The sequence below is a fragment of the Halalkalibacter oceani genome (assembly GCF_023715605.1).
Taxonomy (GTDB): domain Bacteria; phylum Bacillota; class Bacilli; order Bacillales; family Bacillaceae_D; genus Halalkalibacter; species Halalkalibacter oceani.
This window is the reverse complement of the sequence record NZ_JAMBOL010000007.1, coordinates 116,880-135,135: the sequence shown is the minus strand read 5'-3', so window position 1 is coordinate 135,135 and position 18,256 is coordinate 116,880. Positions and strand designations below refer to the sequence as shown.

The window sequence follows — 18,256 nt, the reverse complement described above, 5'->3', positions numbered from 1 at the left end:
TGTCCCGAAAGGCCGATGGCTGGTCCTTTTGCGGCATCCCTTTTTCGTAAGGAGGGGGAACATTGGATTACCGTGACTACCAAAGGAGGCAGGCGAAGGCGCTTAAATGGGCGGGTCATTTTATGCTTGGGGTGTCCGTTCTATTGCTTCTCTATGCCGCTTTAACGGGCTTTGCTACTTTTTTTGCGGGAAGAGGGGGGCAAGCTCTCCTTTACTTCGTTTTTATCCTGATCATCTGCTACAGCTTTTCCTCCTGGTTTTCACATTTAGCAAACCGCGAGATCAATCCGCTCACGTTTGACAGTGAAGAAACGCTTCTGACAGCGGGCCGTCTTCTGTTTACATCAGACATGCATTGGCTTCGGCGCTTTCATTTCTTTTCATTGGATGGCAAGCGTGTCGCCTATGTTGAAGAGGAAGCTGCTGAAAAAGTACGATTTTTGTTTTTCAGCAGCTTTTTTGTAATGAGCGTAGCCGTTGCCTGATTTTGAAAGCCTTGCTACGAGTGGGTGTCTCGAAGCAAGGCGCGCAACGTGCGAAGCCATTACTCTTCTTTGAGTTTACGAAAAAGGAAGTTTTTCAGTGGCCTCTTTTGGAGCGGGCTTTTCCGTTTGATCGGGTTGAGCATGCTGTTTCCTGTGAAGATGACATTTCAGATTGATCCGGAGCGTCAGCTGATGCTGCTGAAAAAAGCGGGGATGTCAGCGCCGTTCGTTCTGCTTGATGAGGCTGGAGAAGAAATCGGTTATTTCACTCATAATTGGCGTGCTTTTTCGCGCTTTGACGTTCAAATCCATTATCGTGGAGAACAGATTGCGGCATTAAACGGCGGGATCGGCGCCTTGGAATTTAAGGTAATAGACAAGGAATCACACCAGCAATCGCTTTTTGTCAGAACAGGCGGAGTGCCGACCGAAGCGATGGAATTATTTTCAAATGGGGCCGATATTATTGATCTCGATCCAGCTATGAGTGAACAGCGGCGTCTGCTGGCGCTTGGCTCATTGGTCGCGTTATACACGTATTATCAGATTAGACGTTGAGCCATACATAAACCATTTCCGCAAGTGCCACACTAACAAAAAAATGAGGGAGATTGATACATCATGCCGAGAAAAATCATCGTTCTTCTTTTCCTCATGCTGGCGTTCGTGTGCGCAACGAGCATCGAGCCGGCGCTCGCTTATAGCAACAAAACGTATAACTGGAGCTATAAGCCGGAAAAAGACAACAAACCGGTCACAACCGAACCTGTTTTTGAAAAATTGCTGGAGGATACAAATGGCGTCTTTATCGGCGATACGACGAAAAAAGAGCTCTATTTGACATTCGATAATGGCTATGAAAACGGCTATACCGAAAAGGTGCTTGACGTGTTGCAGGAAAAGCAGGTGCCGGCGACTTTTTTTGTGACGGGGCATTATTTGGAAACCGCGCCGGAGCTGGTCCAGCGTATGGTGGCTGAAGGTCATATCGTCGGGAATCATTCCTGGCATCACCCGAGCCTGCCAAGCGTCGGCGACGGGCGTTTGATTGACGAGCTGCAAAAAGTGAAGGAGGCTTTCGCGGAGCTGACAGGTGTGAAAGAAATGAATTATTTACGGCCGCCACGGGGGGAATTTAGTGAGCGGACGTTAGCATTGTCGGAAAAAATCGGCTATACGAATGTATTTTGGTCAATGGCCTACAAGGATTGGGAAGTCGACAAGCAAAAGGGCGGCCAGTATGCCTACGATCAAATTATGAAACGGATTCATCCCGGCGCGATCATGCTGATTCATTCGGTCTCAAGCGATAATGCCGAAGCGCTGCCGAGCGTGATTGATGAGGCGAGGGAACTCGGATATGAATTCAAAAGTCTTGACGACCTGATGCTTGACAAGCAGCTGCAGCAGTTCCCCTTTCCGCGATAATAAAGAGATATCGTTGGCAACATGCGGCAAAATATGATACATGTAAAACAGGAGAAGATCACGATACTGTTGCTTTGCTCATAAAAAGTGAACAGGGAGTTGGAGGAGCGTTTCATGGAAATAGGGATCAGTACATTTGTCGAAACAACACCAGATGTGAACACGGGAAAAACAATTAGTCATGCCGAGCGCATACGGGAAGTCGTTGAGGAAATCGTCCTCGCCGATCAGGTCGGTCTTGATGTATTCGGTGTCGGCGAGCATCATCGCGAGGACTTTGCCGCCTCTAATCCGGCGGTCATCCTGGCCGCTGCCGCTTCGCAAACAAAGCGGATCCGCCTGACGAGCGCGGTCACCGTCCTTTCATCGGATGACCCTGTCCGCGTCTTTCAGGAATTTGCCACGCTTGATGCGATTTCAAACGGACGGGCGGAAATTATGGCGGGACGGGGCTCCTTCATCGAGTCGTTTCCGCTGTTCGGCTACGATTTGCACGATTATAATGAGCTGTTTGACGAAAAGCTGGAGCTTCTGCTGCAAATCCGTCAATCGGAGAAAGTCACATGGCAGGGCAAGCATCGTCCGGCGATCCGCAATTTAGGCGTCTATCCGCGTCCGGTGCAGAATCCGCTGCCTGTCTGGATTGGAAGCGGCGGCAATCCCGAGTCAGTCGTCCGCGCCGGTACACTTGGCCTGCCGCTCGTGCTGGCGATCATCGGCGGTCGCCCGCTTCAATTCGCGCCGCTCGTTCAGCTCTATAAGCAGGCTGCCGCAGAAGCGGGTCATGATCCGGCGAAGCTGACCGTCGCTTCTCACTCACATGGGTTCATTGCCGAGGATCGGGAAGAAGCGGCAGACGCCTTTTTCCCGTCAACGCAGCTGGTGATGAACAAGCTGGGCAAAGAGCGGGGCTGGGGCCATTATGGGCGGGCGAGCTTCGATGCCGCCCGCAGTCTGGAAGGAGCTTTGTATGTCGGCGATCCGGACACCGTCGCAGAGAAAATCATTCACCTCCGCAAGAACGTCGGCATCACCCGCTTCATGCTCCATGTTCCTGTCGGCTCGATGCCGCATGAGCAGGTCATGAAGGCGATTGAGCTGCTCGGTACGAAAGTCGCGCCAAAAGTGCGGGAGGAAGTGGCGGGGCTGTAGTGGCTCCGTTTTATGCCAATCCCCTACCGAAGGGTTTCTTCGGTAGGGGATTTATGTAAAATCAAAGCTTATTTTGATCTCTAATTTCCTTCAAAATTTCAATTACACGGTTGTTCTGATTTTCGATCGTTTTCAGTCTTTTTTCAATGATGGCTAGAAAAAAAGACAATTAGAACAAGAGCGATAGCGATAATTTCCATATCTTTTCCTCCGTAACTTCTTTTAAGAAATTTTCCCCTTGCCTCTAAATTCCCCTGCATAATAAATCAAAGCAAGTACCGGTAGGGCCAGGCCAATCAGTAAGGTCGTTTCCCAGCCGCCGCGGGCATAGGCCCATCCGCCAACCGCGGACCCGATCGCGCCGCCGGCAAAGAAAATCGCCATGAAAATTCCATTAAGTCGGCTGCGAATTTCACCGCTCAATGAAAAGATCGCACGCTGTCCGAGAACCAAATTCGCTGAAACCCCCATGTCGAGCAAAATAGCCGCTGCCACTAACGTAATCAGCGCGAACGTTGAACCGCCTTGGATAACGAGCGGCAGAACGATGGATATGACGACCAGCACGAGCGCAACCCCGGTGGCCGGGCGAATCCATCCCCGGTCGGCAAGGCGGCCGGCAACAGGTGCGGCAAGCGCTCCGGATACACCGAGCAAGGCGTACAGCGCAACGCCCTGATGGGAGAATGAAAAGACAGGCCCGGTCAATAACAAAGGAACCGTGGTCCAGAACAGGCTGAACGTTCCAAATAAACAAGCGTGATATATCGCCCTGCGCCGCAAAATTGGTGTTGTCTTTAACAGATAAAACATCGAGCCAAGCAGCTGCGGGTACTTTGTTGTTGTCACCGGTTTCCTTACTGGCAGTGTCCGAATGAGAATAACCGCCAAGACGAGAATGGCCGTGGCCGAGAAATAGTAGACGGAGCGCCAGCCCCAATATTCCGCCATCATACTCGAGACAGGGCGGGCAAGCATGATGCCGAGCAGCAGCCCGCTCATCACGTTCCCAACATTACGGCCGCGCGTCGCTTCCGGTGATAGATGGGCGGCGAACGGCACGAGCATTTGCGCAGCGACCGAGCCAAGCCCAATTAAGAGGGAAGCAGCGAGAAAAGGAATTACGCTTTTTGCGACTCCCGCCACCGCCAGTGCAATGGTTGTGAAGAACAATAGTCCGGAAACGAGCTTCCGGTTTTCCACCATATCTCCCAAAGGCACGAGCAGCAATAAGCCGAGGCCATAGCCGATTTGGGTCAGTGTGACGATCAGACCAGCCGCCTCGGAAGTCAATCCGAGCGAGGTGCTGATCGGACCGACTAATGGCTGCGAATAATAAATATTGGCGACGATTACGCCGCATGCGGTGGCGATGATGAAGATAATCCGCGCTGAAACAGCCGGCTCCCTTTGCTGAGCGTTGATTGCGTCCATGGCCAGGCTCCTTTACTAGAAAAAAGTTGTTCCTTCCATGAGGGATTCGTTGGCAAATACGCTTTGCCGCCTGACGCCAACACCCTCGTTTTCCGATAAATAATAGTATAATCGTTTCCCTATGATCAGTCTAACTATTTTGATTAATTGAAAAAAGGGAGTGAAGGAAGACGTCTCCGCAAGCTGTTTCACTACGGTTTCATCCTCCACGCAGTCTGCTCGCCGCTTAGAGGTAAACTTGACAAGAACTGTTACAGTGGGTTAAGAAGATATCATTCGGAATTAAGCGAAAATTTAAAAGTGATTGAAAACGAAAAAGGAGGCGAATCTGTTTGCGAACATTCGTCAATCGCTGGATTGGGAAGATGAGGCTGCAGACGAAAATGATCGTCAGCGTTTCATTGATTTTATTAATTTCCTCGCTAATTACAGGCTATCTTTCTTATTTGACTCATCTTTCTATCGCGGAGAAGGAAATTAGTGATCAAATTTTGCAAAAGGTGGAGCAAGTGTCGGCGCGGATTGATTTGAAACTGGATGAGCTGTACCGTTTTTCAAACAGTATTTTATTCCATCCGAACGTCGAGAACTTATTGTCAGCCTCTAACTCGGGAGAGGGAGTCAGCTACAACGATATTATGACATTTGATCAAGTGCTGAACAAAATGCTGCTTGACAATACGGACGTCTATTCCGTTCATATTTACAATAATGCCGGCCAGCAGTACAAGCCTACGCACTCGTATCAATTCAAGGAGTTAAATCGCCAGCTTTATCAAAAGGTGAAAAATAAACTGGAGAGCACAGACGGAGAAATGATCTGGATGAGTGATAATTTGACGACGTATGAAGGACGGAATCAGGACGTGATTATCGCCACGCGCAAAATTAAGAGCAACCGTCTTGAGGATGAAGGGATGCTCGTCATTGTTCTCAATGTCCGCTCCTTGTTTACAATTTTAAGCGAGCTTGTTGTCGAAGAGAGCGATACAGTTTATTTATACAATGGGGAGCACGAGCTAATTTACAAAAATACGGATAAAGAGATGACCGGTGGAAGCGGGAATGGCTCGCAGTTATCGACTGTTTTCAAAGAGGAAGTGAATGGCACCCGTTATTTGGGAGCAACGGTTCAATCTGAGAAAACGGGTTTCATTTTATCCAGTCACAGCTCGATGGCCAAGCTTCATGAAAAGAGTAAAATGATTTTTAATGTCATTGTCGTAAGTGGAATTGTAAGCATTTTCATTGCGGTCCTGCTGATTCTGTTTACGAGCCACCGTCTGCTCCGCCCGATTAAACGGCTGCTAAACGGCATGAGGCGGGTTCGCGAGGGACAGCTGGATTACCGGATTGAAGTTCATTCGAGCGATGAATTATCGTATATCGGCAACAGCTTTAATTCCATGACGGAGCATGTCAGCAAGCTGATCGAAGACGTTTATGAAAAGCAGCTGATGCAGCGTGAGGCCGAGCTTACCGCATTGCAGGCCCAACTGAACCCGCATTTTTTATACAATACGCTCGACATGCTGCGCAGTAAATTGTATTTACAGGATGACTACGAAAATGCCGATTTAATCGTTTCGTTATCGCAAATGCTCCGCTATTCGCTAGAACCAGCCAGCACAAGGTCAACCTTGAAGGATGAAATCAAACAAATTCAAAATTATTTGCTGCTGCAAAAGGCGCGTTATGAGGAGGAGCTGGAGATCAAGATTGACATTGATGAAGAGGTGCAGTCATGCCATATTTTACGCTTATTGCTCCAGCCGATTGTCGAGAATGCGTTTGTCCATGGATTTTACGACCAGGATGAAAAACGCATCAGCATCCGCGGTTTCAAGCAGGAGGGGCATCTGATTATCGAGATCTCGGATAATGGCTGCGGGATGAAACAAGAAACCGTAGCGAGAATATTGGGGAAAAACACTTCAAGTATGGCGGATACGAAAAAAAGAATCGGGATTCATAATGTCATTCGCCGGATTGAGCTTGTGTATGGTGAAGGGAGCTTTTTAGAGATTGAAAGTGAGGAAGGAAAAGGAACAAAAGTGCGGATGACATTGCCATTTGAAGGCGATTATCATCTGGTTGAAAAGAGGGATGTGTCATGAACAGTACAGTCATGGTTGTCGACGACGAAAGAGTGATACGCAAGACGTTGGTCAAAATGATTGAGGAGGCTAACGGCGGTTGGTCTGTTGTAGGAGAAGCGGGAAATGGGGAAGAAGCGATTCAGAAAATGGAAGAGCTTTCACCTGATCTGATCATTACCGATATTCGAATGCCACGGATGAATGGAATTGAGCTGGCGAAGCATGTCTATGAAAATAAGCAGGATACACGGGTCGTGATTTTAACAGCCTATAAAGATTTTGACTATGCCCAGGCAGCTGTTAAATATAAAGTGACTGATTTTCTGCTGAAGCCATGTCCGCCTGACGAAGTCGCCGAGCTTCTCAAATTGGTTCGCGAGGAGCTGCTCGAGCAGAAAGCGCAGGCTGCCAAGCAGGAAAAAATAAATGAACGGATGATTATCCGCTCATTATGTTTGCGGCTGCCTTATGATCCGCAAATGGCGAATGCCGTTGAAACGAAATATGCCAAGGCGGAATTCCTGCTTGTAAAAGTGACGGATTTCTCACCGCATTTTGTCGTTTCCAAGCCGGATGATTTGCGACTCGTTCAATTTTCATTAATCAACATTGTCGAAGAATTAGCAGGGCTTGATCAATCTGGCAAGTCGCTCATCCCGGTTGAATATGACACCTTTGTCTTCATGCTGTCCCGCCGGGAATTGAATGCTGTCCGGCTCGATGAATTGCAGAGCAAGATTGAAGCATTATTGGAAATCTCGGTCTCTATTCATCATGTCGGGGAGCTTAGCCGCTTGGAGGATATTACGAGACTGTACAGCCGCTTCTACAAAGCGGGCTTTGATTCATCACCGGACGCCGCGGCGAGTGAAGACGTAGCTGCCTATTTGAAGCATAACCCGACCATTCAAGAATTGAAAGCGAAGCTGCTGGCCCCATTAATGGTCGGGGAAATCGCTCATTTTGTCGCGCTTGTCGACGACATGATCAAAAAGTATGAGGAGCATTCTTTGGCAACGGTTAAGATTGAAGCCTATTCACTCGTCTATGCCCTCCATTCCATTTCCGAAAAGGAATTTCAGTTTCCTTTATCGTTTAACATGATTGAAGAGATTGCAACGCTTAATGAAAGCAAGAATAAAGAGCAGGTCAAAGAGTGGGTGCAACGTTATCTGGCCGATTTTCAAAAGCGGCTTGAACAGTGGAAGGCGGAAAGAAGTGAATCGATTATCGACCGTGTGATCGACTATATGAATCAGCACTACATGGAGGCGTGCCAGCTCTCCGATGCAGCGGCGTCTGTTTACTTATCACCTAAATATTTGAGCGAGCTGTTCAAGAAAAGTACCGGAGAGACGTTTACGAGCTATTTAACAAAAGTCAGAATTAAGAAGGCTGAGCTGCTGTTATCCAATACGAAAATCAAAGTGACTGAAATTGCAAGAATGGTTGGCTATGATGATCCTAATTATTTCTCGACGGTTTTTCGGAAAGCGCTTAACTGCTCGCCAAATCACTACCGCAAACAAAAGCAGGATATTTTCAAGAAACGTATAGATTAATTAAAGGTAGCTCACTAAAGAAAGCGTTATCATAATTTTGTAAGCAATAAAGAAAAGATAACGATAAGGGAGGAATACGAGTGAACAAACGAAGAAACGTGTGGGTTACAGGGGTCATTATTCTTTTACTAGCAGTTATAACAGCCTGTTCATCCAGTGATGAAACTGGTAACGAAGAAGACACAAGCACTGAAAATTCCGACGCCGTCTCTCTCCGGGTGCTGCACGGCTATACGGGGGAGCAGCCGCAGGCTCCGGTCTTTGAACCGGCATTGGAAAACTTTGATGCGAGCCACGACGATATTGATTTAACGATTGAAGCATCAGCCGGGAATTCGATCCGGGAGAAATTGCTGGCGGAAATGGCCGCAAACAGTGAGCCGGATGTCTTTACTCATTGGGGCGTCCGTCGTGTAGAAAATTATATTAAAAGCGATAAGATCGCCGATTTGTCAGAGTTAATTGCCGAAGACAGCGATTTGACGGATCGTTTCGTTGACGGGTCCTATAATGCGATCGAGTATCATGGCGGCGTGTACGGGTTGCCGCTATCAAGCTATCAATACTATTTAGTCATTAATAAAGCGTTATTTGAAGAGCATGGGGTGGAAGTGCCGACAACGTATGACGAACTTGTAACCGCTGTCAATCAGTTTACCGAAGCAGGGCTGATTCCATTTGCGGCGAACAACCATAGCGCCCGTTATATGATGCTTACCTGGCTGGCGCAAAAAACAACGTTAGACACCTTGATTACAAATGTAACCGGTGAAGTGCCATTTGGAGATGAACTGCTTCAGGCGGCAGAAAAGGCGGCGGAGCTGCAAAGACTCGGTGCTTTCCCGGAAGGAAAAGAGACATTGTCCACGCTTCAATCCTTAGAACTATTCAATTCAGAGCGTTCGCCGATGATGTATCAGCATAGCTGGACTGTCGGAAGCATTGCGCCGGAATTAATCGACCAGGTGGAGGTCATTCCATTTCCACTTGCGGACAGTGAGGCAGAGCCGACTGTTATTGCCGGCACAGGGTTCTTCGCCTTTATGAGCCAGAAGGCGTATGACGATCCGGAAAAACGGGAAGCCGCGTGGGAGCTGTTGAAGGAACTGACTGGTCCTCAAGTTGGAAAGGACTTTATTGAAATCGCCGGAAACCTGACACCGGTTGCCGTCGAACATGATCGTGACAAGGCGAGTCCGGTTATGAACGAAGTGCTCGACATGGCCGCAACAAGTGAGAAAGTAATCCCGTCTCTCGATGAACAGCTGACATCACAGGAAGTGGCGGACAATTACTGGGATTTAACAGATCAATTATCACTCCAGGCGATTTCTCCGGAGGACTATGTCGACGCCTTCAATCAGATGATTCAAGAGTACCCGAATACGCAATACGAATAACGTCGAACGGAGGGGAGGAGATGTCCTTCCTTCCTACTTTATAAGGAGGAAGAAGATGGTTAAGCCAAAGCCCTGGGTCTTGATACTTTTTGCATTGCCAACGGTCTTATTTTACTGGTATTTCTTTATCAGCCCTTTAGGAAGCACGATTTATAACAGTTTCTTTGAATGGAACGGCCTGTCTGATAAGACGTTTATTTTTTTGGAAAACTACATTGCCCTTGCCCAGGATAAAATTTTTTACCGGGCGCTGCTTAATACCTTTTATTGGGTGTTTCTCGTTCTGCTGATTCAAATTCCGGTTGGCTTTCTGCTCGCCTATTTTCTTTATACGAAAGTGGCCGGCTTTAAGTTTTTGCGGACGGTCTATTTTTTCCCGGTTGTTACGTCGACCGTGGCGATTGCGCTCGTTTTTTCCTTTATTTATGAGCCGACCTTCGGCATTTTAAACACGATCCTTCATCAGGTGGGGCTTGGCAATCTGGCGACGGCGTGGCTTTCGAATCCCGCCACTGCAATGACCGCGGTCTCCGTGCCTTTTATCTGGTCTTACATTGGTTTGACGATGGTGATTATTTATTCGGGCCTGCAGTCGATGCCGGAGGAAATGCTTGAAGCGGCAGAGCTGGATGGAGTCAACTTCTTTCAAAGAATTTATTATATTATTTTGCCTTCGATTAAAAGCGTGATGGTCGTCAGTCTCGTATTAGGGATTTCCTATGCCTTTAAACAATTCGACTATGTTCTTCTGCTGACAAACGGCGGGCCGATTCACCGTACGGAAGTAACCGGGACCTATATGTACAATCAAGGCTTCCAGAACATGAATTATGGGTTCGGGAATGCGATTGCCGTCACGATGACGGTCATCGTGCTGATTATCTCTTTCAGTATTAATAAAGCGATGACATCGAAGGACTAGGAGGGATTATGTGAATACAGAAGGCCAGCTTCAGGAACGTTCAATACCCGTTACCAGTACAGGTACGAAAAAGCGAGCGAAACTCACTTTGTTTCAAGTCATTAAATATTTCTTTGTCTGGGGCTATGCCGCGCTTACCGTCGGACTGTTTGTCTGGGTGACGCTGACAGCTTTTAAATCAAACCGCGAAATCTTCGCTGATCCGTTTGGTCTGCCAAGTTCATTCAACTTTGAAAACTTCGTAAACGCCTGGAATTCGGCTAATATGTCGAGCTACTTTTTGAACAGTTTAATTGTTGCCGCCTCAACAGTCATTCTTTGCATTGTTTTAGGCTCGACGGTGTCCTTCGTGATCGCCCGCTTTCAATTTCGCGGAAACATGCTGTTATACGCCCTGTTTATCATCGGGGTGACGATCCCGCTCCAATCCTTGCTTTTGCCGATCTTCTTTAAAATGCAAAGCTTAGGATTGCGTAATACGTTGTTGAGCTTAATCATCGTCTACACGGCGTTAAACCTTCCGAAAGCCGTTTTTATTTTAGTCGGCTTTATGAAAAGCATACCGAAAGAATTAGAAGAAGCGGCGATTATCGATGGCTGTAATTACTGGAAAATGTTCTATAAGGTGATCATGCCGATTAGTAAGCCCGGTATTTCGACGGTAGGTATTTTAGTGTTTATCGCCGCCTGGAATGAATACGTCTTTGCGACCATTTTAGTTTCGGCCGATGTCGCGAGAACCCTGCCGCTCGGTCTGGCTAATTTCCAAACCTCCTATGCGAGCAATTACGGTTTAATTGCCGCGGGGGTGCTGATTTCAGTCATTCCGGTCATCATCGTCTATATGATTTTGCAGGAGCAAATCATTAAAGGGATGACAGCCGGAGCGGTCAAGGGCTAGTTGACCATTCGAATAATTAAGGAGAGGATTATATGTTAAACGTTGCGATTATAGGACTGGGAGCCATTTCGCCGTCCCATATTGAAGGGTATAAGCAATTTTCAGATCGCTGTCGGATTGTCGCCCTCTGCGATCTTGATCCAGAGAAAGCGAAGCAGAGAGCAGCCGAATTTGACTTGCAGGCAGAGGTGTATCAGGAATACGAAGAAATTGTTAAGCGGTCCGATATTGACCTCGTTTCCGTGTGCACACCGCCGTTCACTCACGCGCAAATCGCGATTGACTTATTAAACTCAGGCAAGCACGTCCTTGTCGAAAAACCGATGGCCTCTTCTCTTGAGGAATGCGACGCGATGAACGAAGCGGCAGAACGAAACAAGAGAATTTTATCGGTCGTCGCACAAAATCGCTTCCGCACGCCGATGATGAAGCTGAAGCACGTGCTGGAAACCGGACTGATGGGGCCAATTGTTCATACACAGGTCGATTCTTTCTGGTGGAGAGGGCACAGCTACTATGATCTCTGGTGGAGAGGGACGTGGGAAAAGGAAGGTGGGGGCTGCACATTGAATCACGCCGTCCATCATATTGATATTTTCCTTTGGATGAATGGAATGCCGGCCGAGATTACAGCCGTCGCCAGCAATACGTCACATGACAATGCCGAAGTCGAGGACTTGTCGATCGCGATCGGCCGTTATGACAATGGCAGCCTGGCGCAAATTACGAGTTCGGTCGTTCACCACGGCGAAGAGCAGCAATTGATTTTTCAAGGCAAGCACGCCCGTGTCTCTGCCCCCTGGAAAGTAAAGGCGTCACAGTCGAAGCAAAATGGCTTTCCCGAGGCCGACCCGTCATTGGAGGGAAAGCTTCAGGACGTCTACGATCAACAGCCGGAGGTCGAGTATGAAGGGCATGCCGGACAAATCGATGATGTCATCCTGGCGATTGAAGGCAAAAAGGCCGTGCTCGTCGATGGGGTTCAGGGTCGGCAAACGCTTGAATTCATCTCAGCGATTTATCAGGCTTCAAGCTTAGGACAGTCTGTCAAGCTGCCATTAGATAAAGAAAGTCCGTTTTATACGCGCGAAGGAATTATGAAACACGCCACCCACTTTTACGAAAAGACAACAAGTATTCAAAACTTCACCGATAACAAGATTACGACAGGCGGCAATTATTCTGGCAATCAATAAGGCTGAGGGAGTGAGCATAGTGAACAGGAAAGACGGAATGAATTATGCCCCGAAAGGAAAAGTGAACAAAATCGTGGAGAGCGGTCGCTTTCCTTTCGCGGCAATCGGACTTGATCACGGGCATATTAACGGAATGTGCAATGGATTAATAGAAGCGGGAGCGGATTTAGTCGCTGTCTACGATCCTGATCCGCAAAAGGTGCAAGCCTTTTGTGAAGCGTTTCCTGGGGTAAGAGCGGCGGACTCGGAGCAGGACATTTTGCTTGATCCGGCGATTCAGCTTGTCGCCTGCGCCAGCATACCAGCGAAGCGCGGGGAGATGGGCGTAAAGGTGCTGGAGCACGGAAAACATTATTTTGTGGATAAACCGGCATTTACGAAGCTCGATCAGCTCGAAAAGGCAAGGGAAAAAACAAAGGAAACCGGCTTGAAATGGGGCATTTATTACAGCGAACGACTTCATGTCGAAAGTGCGGTGTTTGCTGGACAGCTGATTGAGGAAGGGGCGATTGGCCGCGTCGTGCAGGTGATTGGAACCGGGCCGCATCGCGCCAGCGCAGAAAGCCGGCCGGAGTGGTTCTTTGATCCGGAAAGCTATGGCGGGATTCTCTGTGATATCGGCAGTCATCAAATTGAACAGTTCCTTCACTACACTGGGGCGAAGGACGCGAAAGTGCTGCATAGCAAAGTCGCCAATTACCATTATAAGCAGTATCCGCAATTTGAAGACTTTGGCGACGCGACACTTGTCGCCGACAATGGAGCCACGTTTTATTTTCGCGTGGATTGGCTGACGCCGGATGGTCTTGGTACATGGGGAGATGGTCGCGCGTTTTTGTTAGGAACAGAAGGATATATCGAGATTCGCAAGTATCTGGACGTCGGCCGCGATTCTTCCTCGGATCATTTATATTTGGTCAATCAAGAAGGAGAGAAGCATTTTGCGCTTTCCGGAAAGGTTGGCTATCCGTTTTTCGGTCAGTTCATTCTCGACTGTCTGAATGGAACGGAAAAGGCGATGACCCAGGAACATGCCTTTAAAGCGGCTGAATTATGTATTATTGCCCAGGAACAATCAATCAAAGTCGAAGGAGCAAAAACGCCGGCGAACTAAACAGGGAAGGAGAGGGAACAGTGTTCGAGATGGAAGGCATTCACCATGTCAGTCTTTCAATTACGGATATTCACGAAGCACGGCAGTTCTACAGCACGATTCTTGGGCTTGCCGAAATCGAACGCCCGGATTTTGGCTTTCCCGGAATATGGTATCAAGTTGGTGAGCAGCAGCTTCATTTAACGGTTCATCCAGCATCTGATACGCTGCGCCCTAAAAGCGTCGTGGAAACGAAGGCGGGCCATTTTGCGATCAGGGTGAAAGATTATGATCAAACGCTTCATTACTTGAAGCAGTCCGGCGTCCAGCTTGTGGAAAAGCCGGAAAGCAAAAGCGGCTTCGCACAAATTTTCTGTCTTGACCCCGACAATAATGTCATTGAATTGAATGTCGATCAAGCTGATTTGCAGCGATGTTCGAGGGTGTGCAGGGATCTTTATAAAGATGAGAAGAAATTAGCGAATGAGGTGTTGGGATGAAGGCGTTTATGGATGACGATTTTTTATTGGAAACAGCGACGGCCAAAGCTTTGTATCACACCTATGCGAAGAAAATGCCGATTATTGATTACCATTGCCATCTGTCAGCGAAAGAAATTGCGGAAAACAAGCAATTTTCGACATTAACCGAAGTATGGCTCGGTGATGATCATTATAAATGGAGAGCATTGCGGGCCAATGGCATTCCGGAGCATTACATCACCGGGCAAAGCAGTGAAAAAGAAAAATTTATGAAATGGGCTGACACGATTCCCGCTCTTATCGGGAATCCGCTTTATCATTGGACCCATCTTGAGCTTCAACGCTGCTTCGGAATAGAAGAAATCCTTACTCCTGAAACAGCGGAGGCGATTTGGAATGAAGGCAATCAACAATTGCAGACGGAGCGATTCAAAGCAAAGGAAGTGATCAAGCGCTTTCGCGTGAAAGCGTTATGTACGACCGATGATCCAGTCGATTCGTTACAATACCATAAGCAATTGAAGGAAGATCAAAGCTTTGACGTAAAAGTTCTCCCCACCTTTCGCCCGGATGGGGCACTGGCGATTGAAAAGCCGGCTTTTTCGAGCTGGGTACACGAGCTGGAGCAGGCTGCCGCGATGCCCATTCGATCGTTAGCTGATTTTAAAGCGGCTTTGGCAAAGCGGATCGACTATTTTGATGAAGCAGGCTGTCGCTTATCCGATCATAGCCTTGAGTCTGCCTTTTTTAAACGCTTTACGGAAGAAGAGGTGGAAGCAGTCTTTCAACGCGCTTTAAGAAAAGAAGTTATCACGGAAGCGGAAGCGGTTCCCTATAAAACGGCGCTGATGATTTATTTAGGCGAGCTTTATGCCGAAAAAGGCTGGGCGATGCAATTTCATATTGGCGGCTTAAGGAACGCGAATACGAGAATGGTCGCCCAAGTCGGCCCGAATACGGGCTTTGACTCGATTGCTGATTTCACCTATGCCGGCGAGCTGGCTCATTTACTGGACGAACTGGAAAAGAAAAATCGTTTACCGAAGACGATCCTCTATTGCCTGAACCCGCGCGACAATTATATGGTGGCGGCTCTTGCCGGCAATTTTCAAAGCGAAATCCCAGGCAAAATTCAATTCGGGACGGCATGGTGGTTTAATGATCAGCGTGATGGAATGGAAGAGCAAATCAAAACATTGGCGAACGTCGGGATTTTAGCGAATTTTATTGGGATGCTTACCGACTCAAGAAGCCTGCTTTCGTACACAAGACATGAATATTTCAGAAGAATTCTTTGTAATATGGTTGGCAGATGGGTTGAAAATGGCGAATACCCGGCACAGCTGGATTACATCGGCAAAATCATTGAGAACATCAGTTACCGAAACATAGAGAGCTACTTAGGGCTGGAAATTGAAGAAGAAACGGAGCTGTTATAAACAAATGAGAATGGTATTCCGTTGGTTTGGCGAGGGAAATGACCTTATTCCATTAGACTATGTGAAGCAGATACCCGGCGTAGAAGGGATTGTCTGGGCATTGCATGATATTCCGGCCGGGGAAGCATGGCCGCTGGAACGAATAAAAGAAGTCAAAGAACAGGCAGACCGCTACGGCCTTCATCTCGATGTCGTGGAAAGCGTGAATGTGCATGAAGATATTAAACTCGGCCTGCCATCAAGAGACCAGTATATTGAAAACTATAAAACGACGATTCGCAGGCTGGCCGAAGTCGGGGTAAAGGTCATTTGCTATAATTTTATGCCGGTCTTTGATTGGACACGTACAGATCTGTTTAAAGAACTGGAGGACGGTTCAACAGCGTTGTTTTTTGAACATGCGAAAATCAAGGATCTCGATCCGCTGGAATTAGTGGACAAAATCGCCGGCAATTCCACTTTGACGATGCCGGGCTGGGAGCCTGAGCGGCTGAAATATTTATCAACGCTATTCGAGCAATATCAGGAAGTATCGGAGGAAGATCTTTGGCAGCATCTTCGTTACTTTTTGGAGCAGATCATCCCAGTAGCTGAGGAACACAATATCAAAATGGCGATTCACCCGGATGACCCGCCGTTTTCCGTGTTCGGGTTGCCGAGAATCATCGTCAACAAACAGAGCATTGAGCGCTTTTTAACGCTCGTGGATCGTCCGGCTAATGGATTGACGCTTTGCAGCGGCTCATTGGGAGCGAACATCAACAATGACGTTGCTGAGATGGTCCGCGCCTTTGCTGATCGGATTCACTTTGCCCATATTCGCAATGTGAAAACAGATGAAAACGGTGATTTTATCGAAACATCCCACCGCTCGGCTGACGGCACAGTCGATGTACTTAGCATTATGAAGGCCTATCATGATTGCGGCTTTACCGGGTACGCAAGGCCGGATCACGGCCGCCACATTTGGGGTGAAACTTGCAGACCGGGATACGGCTTATATGATCGCGGCCTCGGCATCATGTACTTGTGGGGGATTTGGGATATGCTGGAGCGATTGAAAAAGGAGGGCAGCCATGCTGGCGGTCAATAGCAATTTACAAGGAAAAGTGGCGGTGATTACCGGAGGAAGCGGCGTATTATGCGGGGCGATGGCGAAGGAATTAGGCAGACAAGGTGTCAAAGTCGCGATCTTAAATCGTCAGCTGGAAAAAGGGAAAGCGGTTGAGCAGGCGATACGGGAAAATGGCGGAACAGCGCTTGCTGTTTCATGTGATGTGCTTGATCTGGAAAGTGTGAAAAAGGCCGAGGCGCTTATTTCCGCCCAGCTTGGAGAATGCGATATTTTAATCAATGGAGCCGGAGGAAATCACCCGGACGGCTCGACGACGAATGAAACGTTAAAGGCAGATGATCTCGCTCATCCGGAAGTAAAAACATTTTTTGATTTGACACCGGAAGGCTTCCAATTTGTTTTCAACTTGAATTTAATCGGGACGATTATCCCGACTCAGGTTTTTGCTGAAACGATGATCAACAAATCAGGGAAAACGATTATTAACATGTCTTCAATGAGTTCGCCCTCACCGATGACAAAGGTTCCGGCGTATAGCGCGGCCAAGGCCGGTGTAGACAACGTAACAAAGTGGCTCGCCGTCCATATGGCGGAGATGGGGATACGGGTGAATGCCATTGCCCCCGGCTTTTTCCTGACAGAGCAAAATAAACGATTATTAACAAACGAAGATGGCTCATTAACCGAGCGATCACATAAAATAATCACTCACACGCCGATGCGGCGATTCGGCAAACCGGAGGATCTGTTGGGCACCTTGCTCTGGTTGGCCGATGAGAGCATGTCCGGCTTCGTCACCGGCATTACGGTCCCGGTAGACGGCGGTTTCTTAGCGTATTCCGGTGTATAGCGGACAACGACAAAGACCCGATAAAGGAGCAGGCTTCCGGGCCGGCGCTCTGCTTTATCGGGTCTTTTTTATAAGCTGATTCGGTGGGCATCTGTACGTGACATGCCTGTCTGAATGCCCATTTTCAAGCCACTTTCCAGCTCCACACAAAAACCGCTGCGCGTTTTTTACATAAGAAAGTATTTGCGGGATGATTCAGGGAAGGCGTCGGCTCCGCACGTTACGCGGATGACGGAAAGAACCCTGCTTTCCGTCATCTTTAAGTAATTGTAACGGCTCCACACGCCGCTTTTAAGAAAAACCGCGCAACGGTTTTTCTTAATTCGAGAAGCTCTCCTGTCCGATCGCGGCGGCGATTGTTTCGAGAGTGCTGACGTCTGTGACGTCAAAAGCAATTGGCTGGCGGCTGCGGACGACCATCATTCCGATTTCTTCTTCAGATGAATTCGTAATCGGAAACTTCAGCTCTCCATTACATTCCCATTTCAAGTCATCTTCAAAGTCGGAAGCGGCCACAAGCTTATGGTCAAGGTTTTCATACATATAAATCCCGACCCAATCTATGTATGGAACTTGTTCAACTAGACTTTCCACTGTTTTCTCAAAAATGGTGTTGAGGCTGGCGCGTTTGTAGACGTGAGCCATAATTTGCAAGGATGCAACATCTGTAGGTATTGACAACGGTAATCTCTCCTCTGCTTTCGATTCCTCTCCTATTTTAGCAGACAACGACCTTCT

General features: G+C 48.0%; 17 protein-coding genes. 15 read left to right on the top strand and 2 right to left on the bottom strand.

The window, feature by feature from the left end; all coding sequences use genetic code 11:
- Nucleotides 1–62 precede the first annotated feature (62 nt).
- From M3202_RS10205 to M3202_RS10190, 4 genes are all read left to right on the top strand, one after another.
- A complete protein-coding gene (locus M3202_RS10205) occupies nucleotides 63–485 on the top strand; it encodes a hypothetical protein (protein ID WP_251223239.1) in 423 nt (140 codons plus the stop codon).
- A 153-nt stretch (nucleotides 486–638) separates the two neighbouring features.
- Entirely contained in the window at nucleotides 639–1,043 is a 405-nt protein-coding gene (locus tag M3202_RS10200; protein ID WP_251223238.1) for a hypothetical protein, read from the top strand.
- A gap of 63 nt (nucleotides 1,044–1,106) precedes the next feature.
- Complete coding sequence (gene pdaA, locus M3202_RS10195; protein WP_251223237.1) at nucleotides 1,107–1,913, top strand: delta-lactam-biosynthetic de-N-acetylase; 807 nt, start codon at nucleotides 1,107–1,109, stop codon at nucleotides 1,911–1,913.
- A gap of 114 nt (nucleotides 1,914–2,027) precedes the next feature.
- Complete coding sequence (locus M3202_RS10190) at nucleotides 2,028–3,065, top strand: LLM class flavin-dependent oxidoreductase (RefSeq protein ID WP_251223236.1); 1,038 nt, start codon at nucleotides 2,028–2,030, stop codon at nucleotides 3,063–3,065.
- 222 nt (nucleotides 3,066–3,287) lie between these two features.
- On the opposite strand, the gene M3202_RS10185 is transcribed toward M3202_RS10190, so the two are convergent.
- Complete coding sequence (locus tag M3202_RS10185; RefSeq protein ID WP_251223235.1) at nucleotides 3,288–4,499, bottom strand: MFS transporter; 1,212 nt, start codon at nucleotides 4,497–4,499, stop codon at nucleotides 3,288–3,290.
- Between the two features lie 332 nt (nucleotides 4,500–4,831).
- Between M3202_RS10185 and M3202_RS10180 the strand changes: the two genes are divergently transcribed.
- The 11 genes from M3202_RS10180 (at nucleotide 4,832) to M3202_RS10130 (ending at nucleotide 17,518) form a co-directional block, all read left to right on the top strand.
- Nucleotides 4,832–6,616: a sensor histidine kinase gene (locus M3202_RS10180; protein WP_251223234.1), complete on the top strand. Its 1,785-nt coding sequence runs from the start codon at nucleotides 4,832–4,834 to the stop codon at nucleotides 6,614–6,616.
- On the top strand, nucleotides 6,613–8,160 hold the full coding sequence (locus M3202_RS10175) for a response regulator transcription factor (RefSeq protein ID WP_251223233.1): 1,548 nt from the start codon (nucleotides 6,613–6,615) through the stop codon (nucleotides 8,158–8,160). Before M3202_RS10180 ends, M3202_RS10175 begins: the two co-directional genes overlap by 4 nt.
- Before the next feature lie 80 nt (nucleotides 8,161–8,240).
- Entirely contained in the window at nucleotides 8,241–9,560 is a 1,320-nt protein-coding gene (locus tag M3202_RS10170; protein ID WP_251223232.1) for an ABC transporter substrate-binding protein, read from the top strand.
- A 55-nt stretch (nucleotides 9,561–9,615) separates the two neighbouring features.
- Complete coding sequence (locus M3202_RS10165) at nucleotides 9,616–10,482, top strand: carbohydrate ABC transporter permease (RefSeq protein ID WP_251223231.1); 867 nt, start codon at nucleotides 9,616–9,618, stop codon at nucleotides 10,480–10,482.
- 10 nt (nucleotides 10,483–10,492) lie between these two features.
- Nucleotides 10,493–11,383 (top strand): carbohydrate ABC transporter permease, encoded by an 891-nt coding sequence (locus tag M3202_RS10160; RefSeq protein WP_251223230.1) that lies wholly within the window; start codon nucleotides 10,493–10,495, stop codon nucleotides 11,381–11,383.
- A gap of 32 nt (nucleotides 11,384–11,415) precedes the next feature.
- On the top strand, nucleotides 11,416–12,579 hold the full coding sequence (locus M3202_RS10155; RefSeq protein ID WP_251223229.1) for a Gfo/Idh/MocA family protein: 1,164 nt from the start codon (nucleotides 11,416–11,418) through the stop codon (nucleotides 12,577–12,579).
- Between the two features lie 19 nt (nucleotides 12,580–12,598).
- Nucleotides 12,599–13,693: a Gfo/Idh/MocA family protein gene (locus M3202_RS10150; RefSeq protein ID WP_251223228.1), complete on the top strand. Its 1,095-nt coding sequence runs from the start codon at nucleotides 12,599–12,601 to the stop codon at nucleotides 13,691–13,693.
- Nucleotides 13,694–13,722: 29 nt separating this feature from the next.
- Nucleotides 13,723–14,172, top strand: coding sequence for a VOC family protein (locus M3202_RS10145; protein WP_285890387.1), 450 nt, complete (start codon nucleotides 13,723–13,725; stop codon nucleotides 14,170–14,172).
- Nucleotides 14,169–15,593 carry a glucuronate isomerase gene (gene uxaC, locus M3202_RS10140; protein ID WP_251223226.1) on the top strand — a complete coding sequence of 475 codons (1,425 nt, stop codon included), beginning with the start codon at nucleotides 14,169–14,171 and terminating at the stop codon, nucleotides 15,591–15,593. The genes M3202_RS10145 and uxaC overlap by 4 nt, the downstream gene beginning before the upstream one ends.
- Before the next feature lie 4 nt (nucleotides 15,594–15,597).
- Entirely contained in the window at nucleotides 15,598–16,686 is a 1,089-nt protein-coding gene (gene uxuA, locus M3202_RS10135; protein ID WP_251223225.1) for a mannonate dehydratase, read from the top strand.
- On the top strand, nucleotides 16,670–17,518 hold the full coding sequence (locus tag M3202_RS10130) for an SDR family oxidoreductase (RefSeq protein ID WP_251223224.1): 849 nt from the start codon (nucleotides 16,670–16,672) through the stop codon (nucleotides 17,516–17,518). Before uxuA ends, M3202_RS10130 begins: the two co-directional genes overlap by 17 nt.
- Nucleotides 17,519–17,836: 318 nt before the next feature.
- On the opposite strand, the gene M3202_RS10125 is transcribed toward M3202_RS10130, so the two are convergent.
- Entirely contained in the window at nucleotides 17,837–18,199 is a 363-nt protein-coding gene (locus M3202_RS10125) for a GAF domain-containing protein (protein ID WP_251223223.1), read from the bottom strand.
- Between the last annotated feature and the right edge of the window lie 57 nt (nucleotides 18,200–18,256).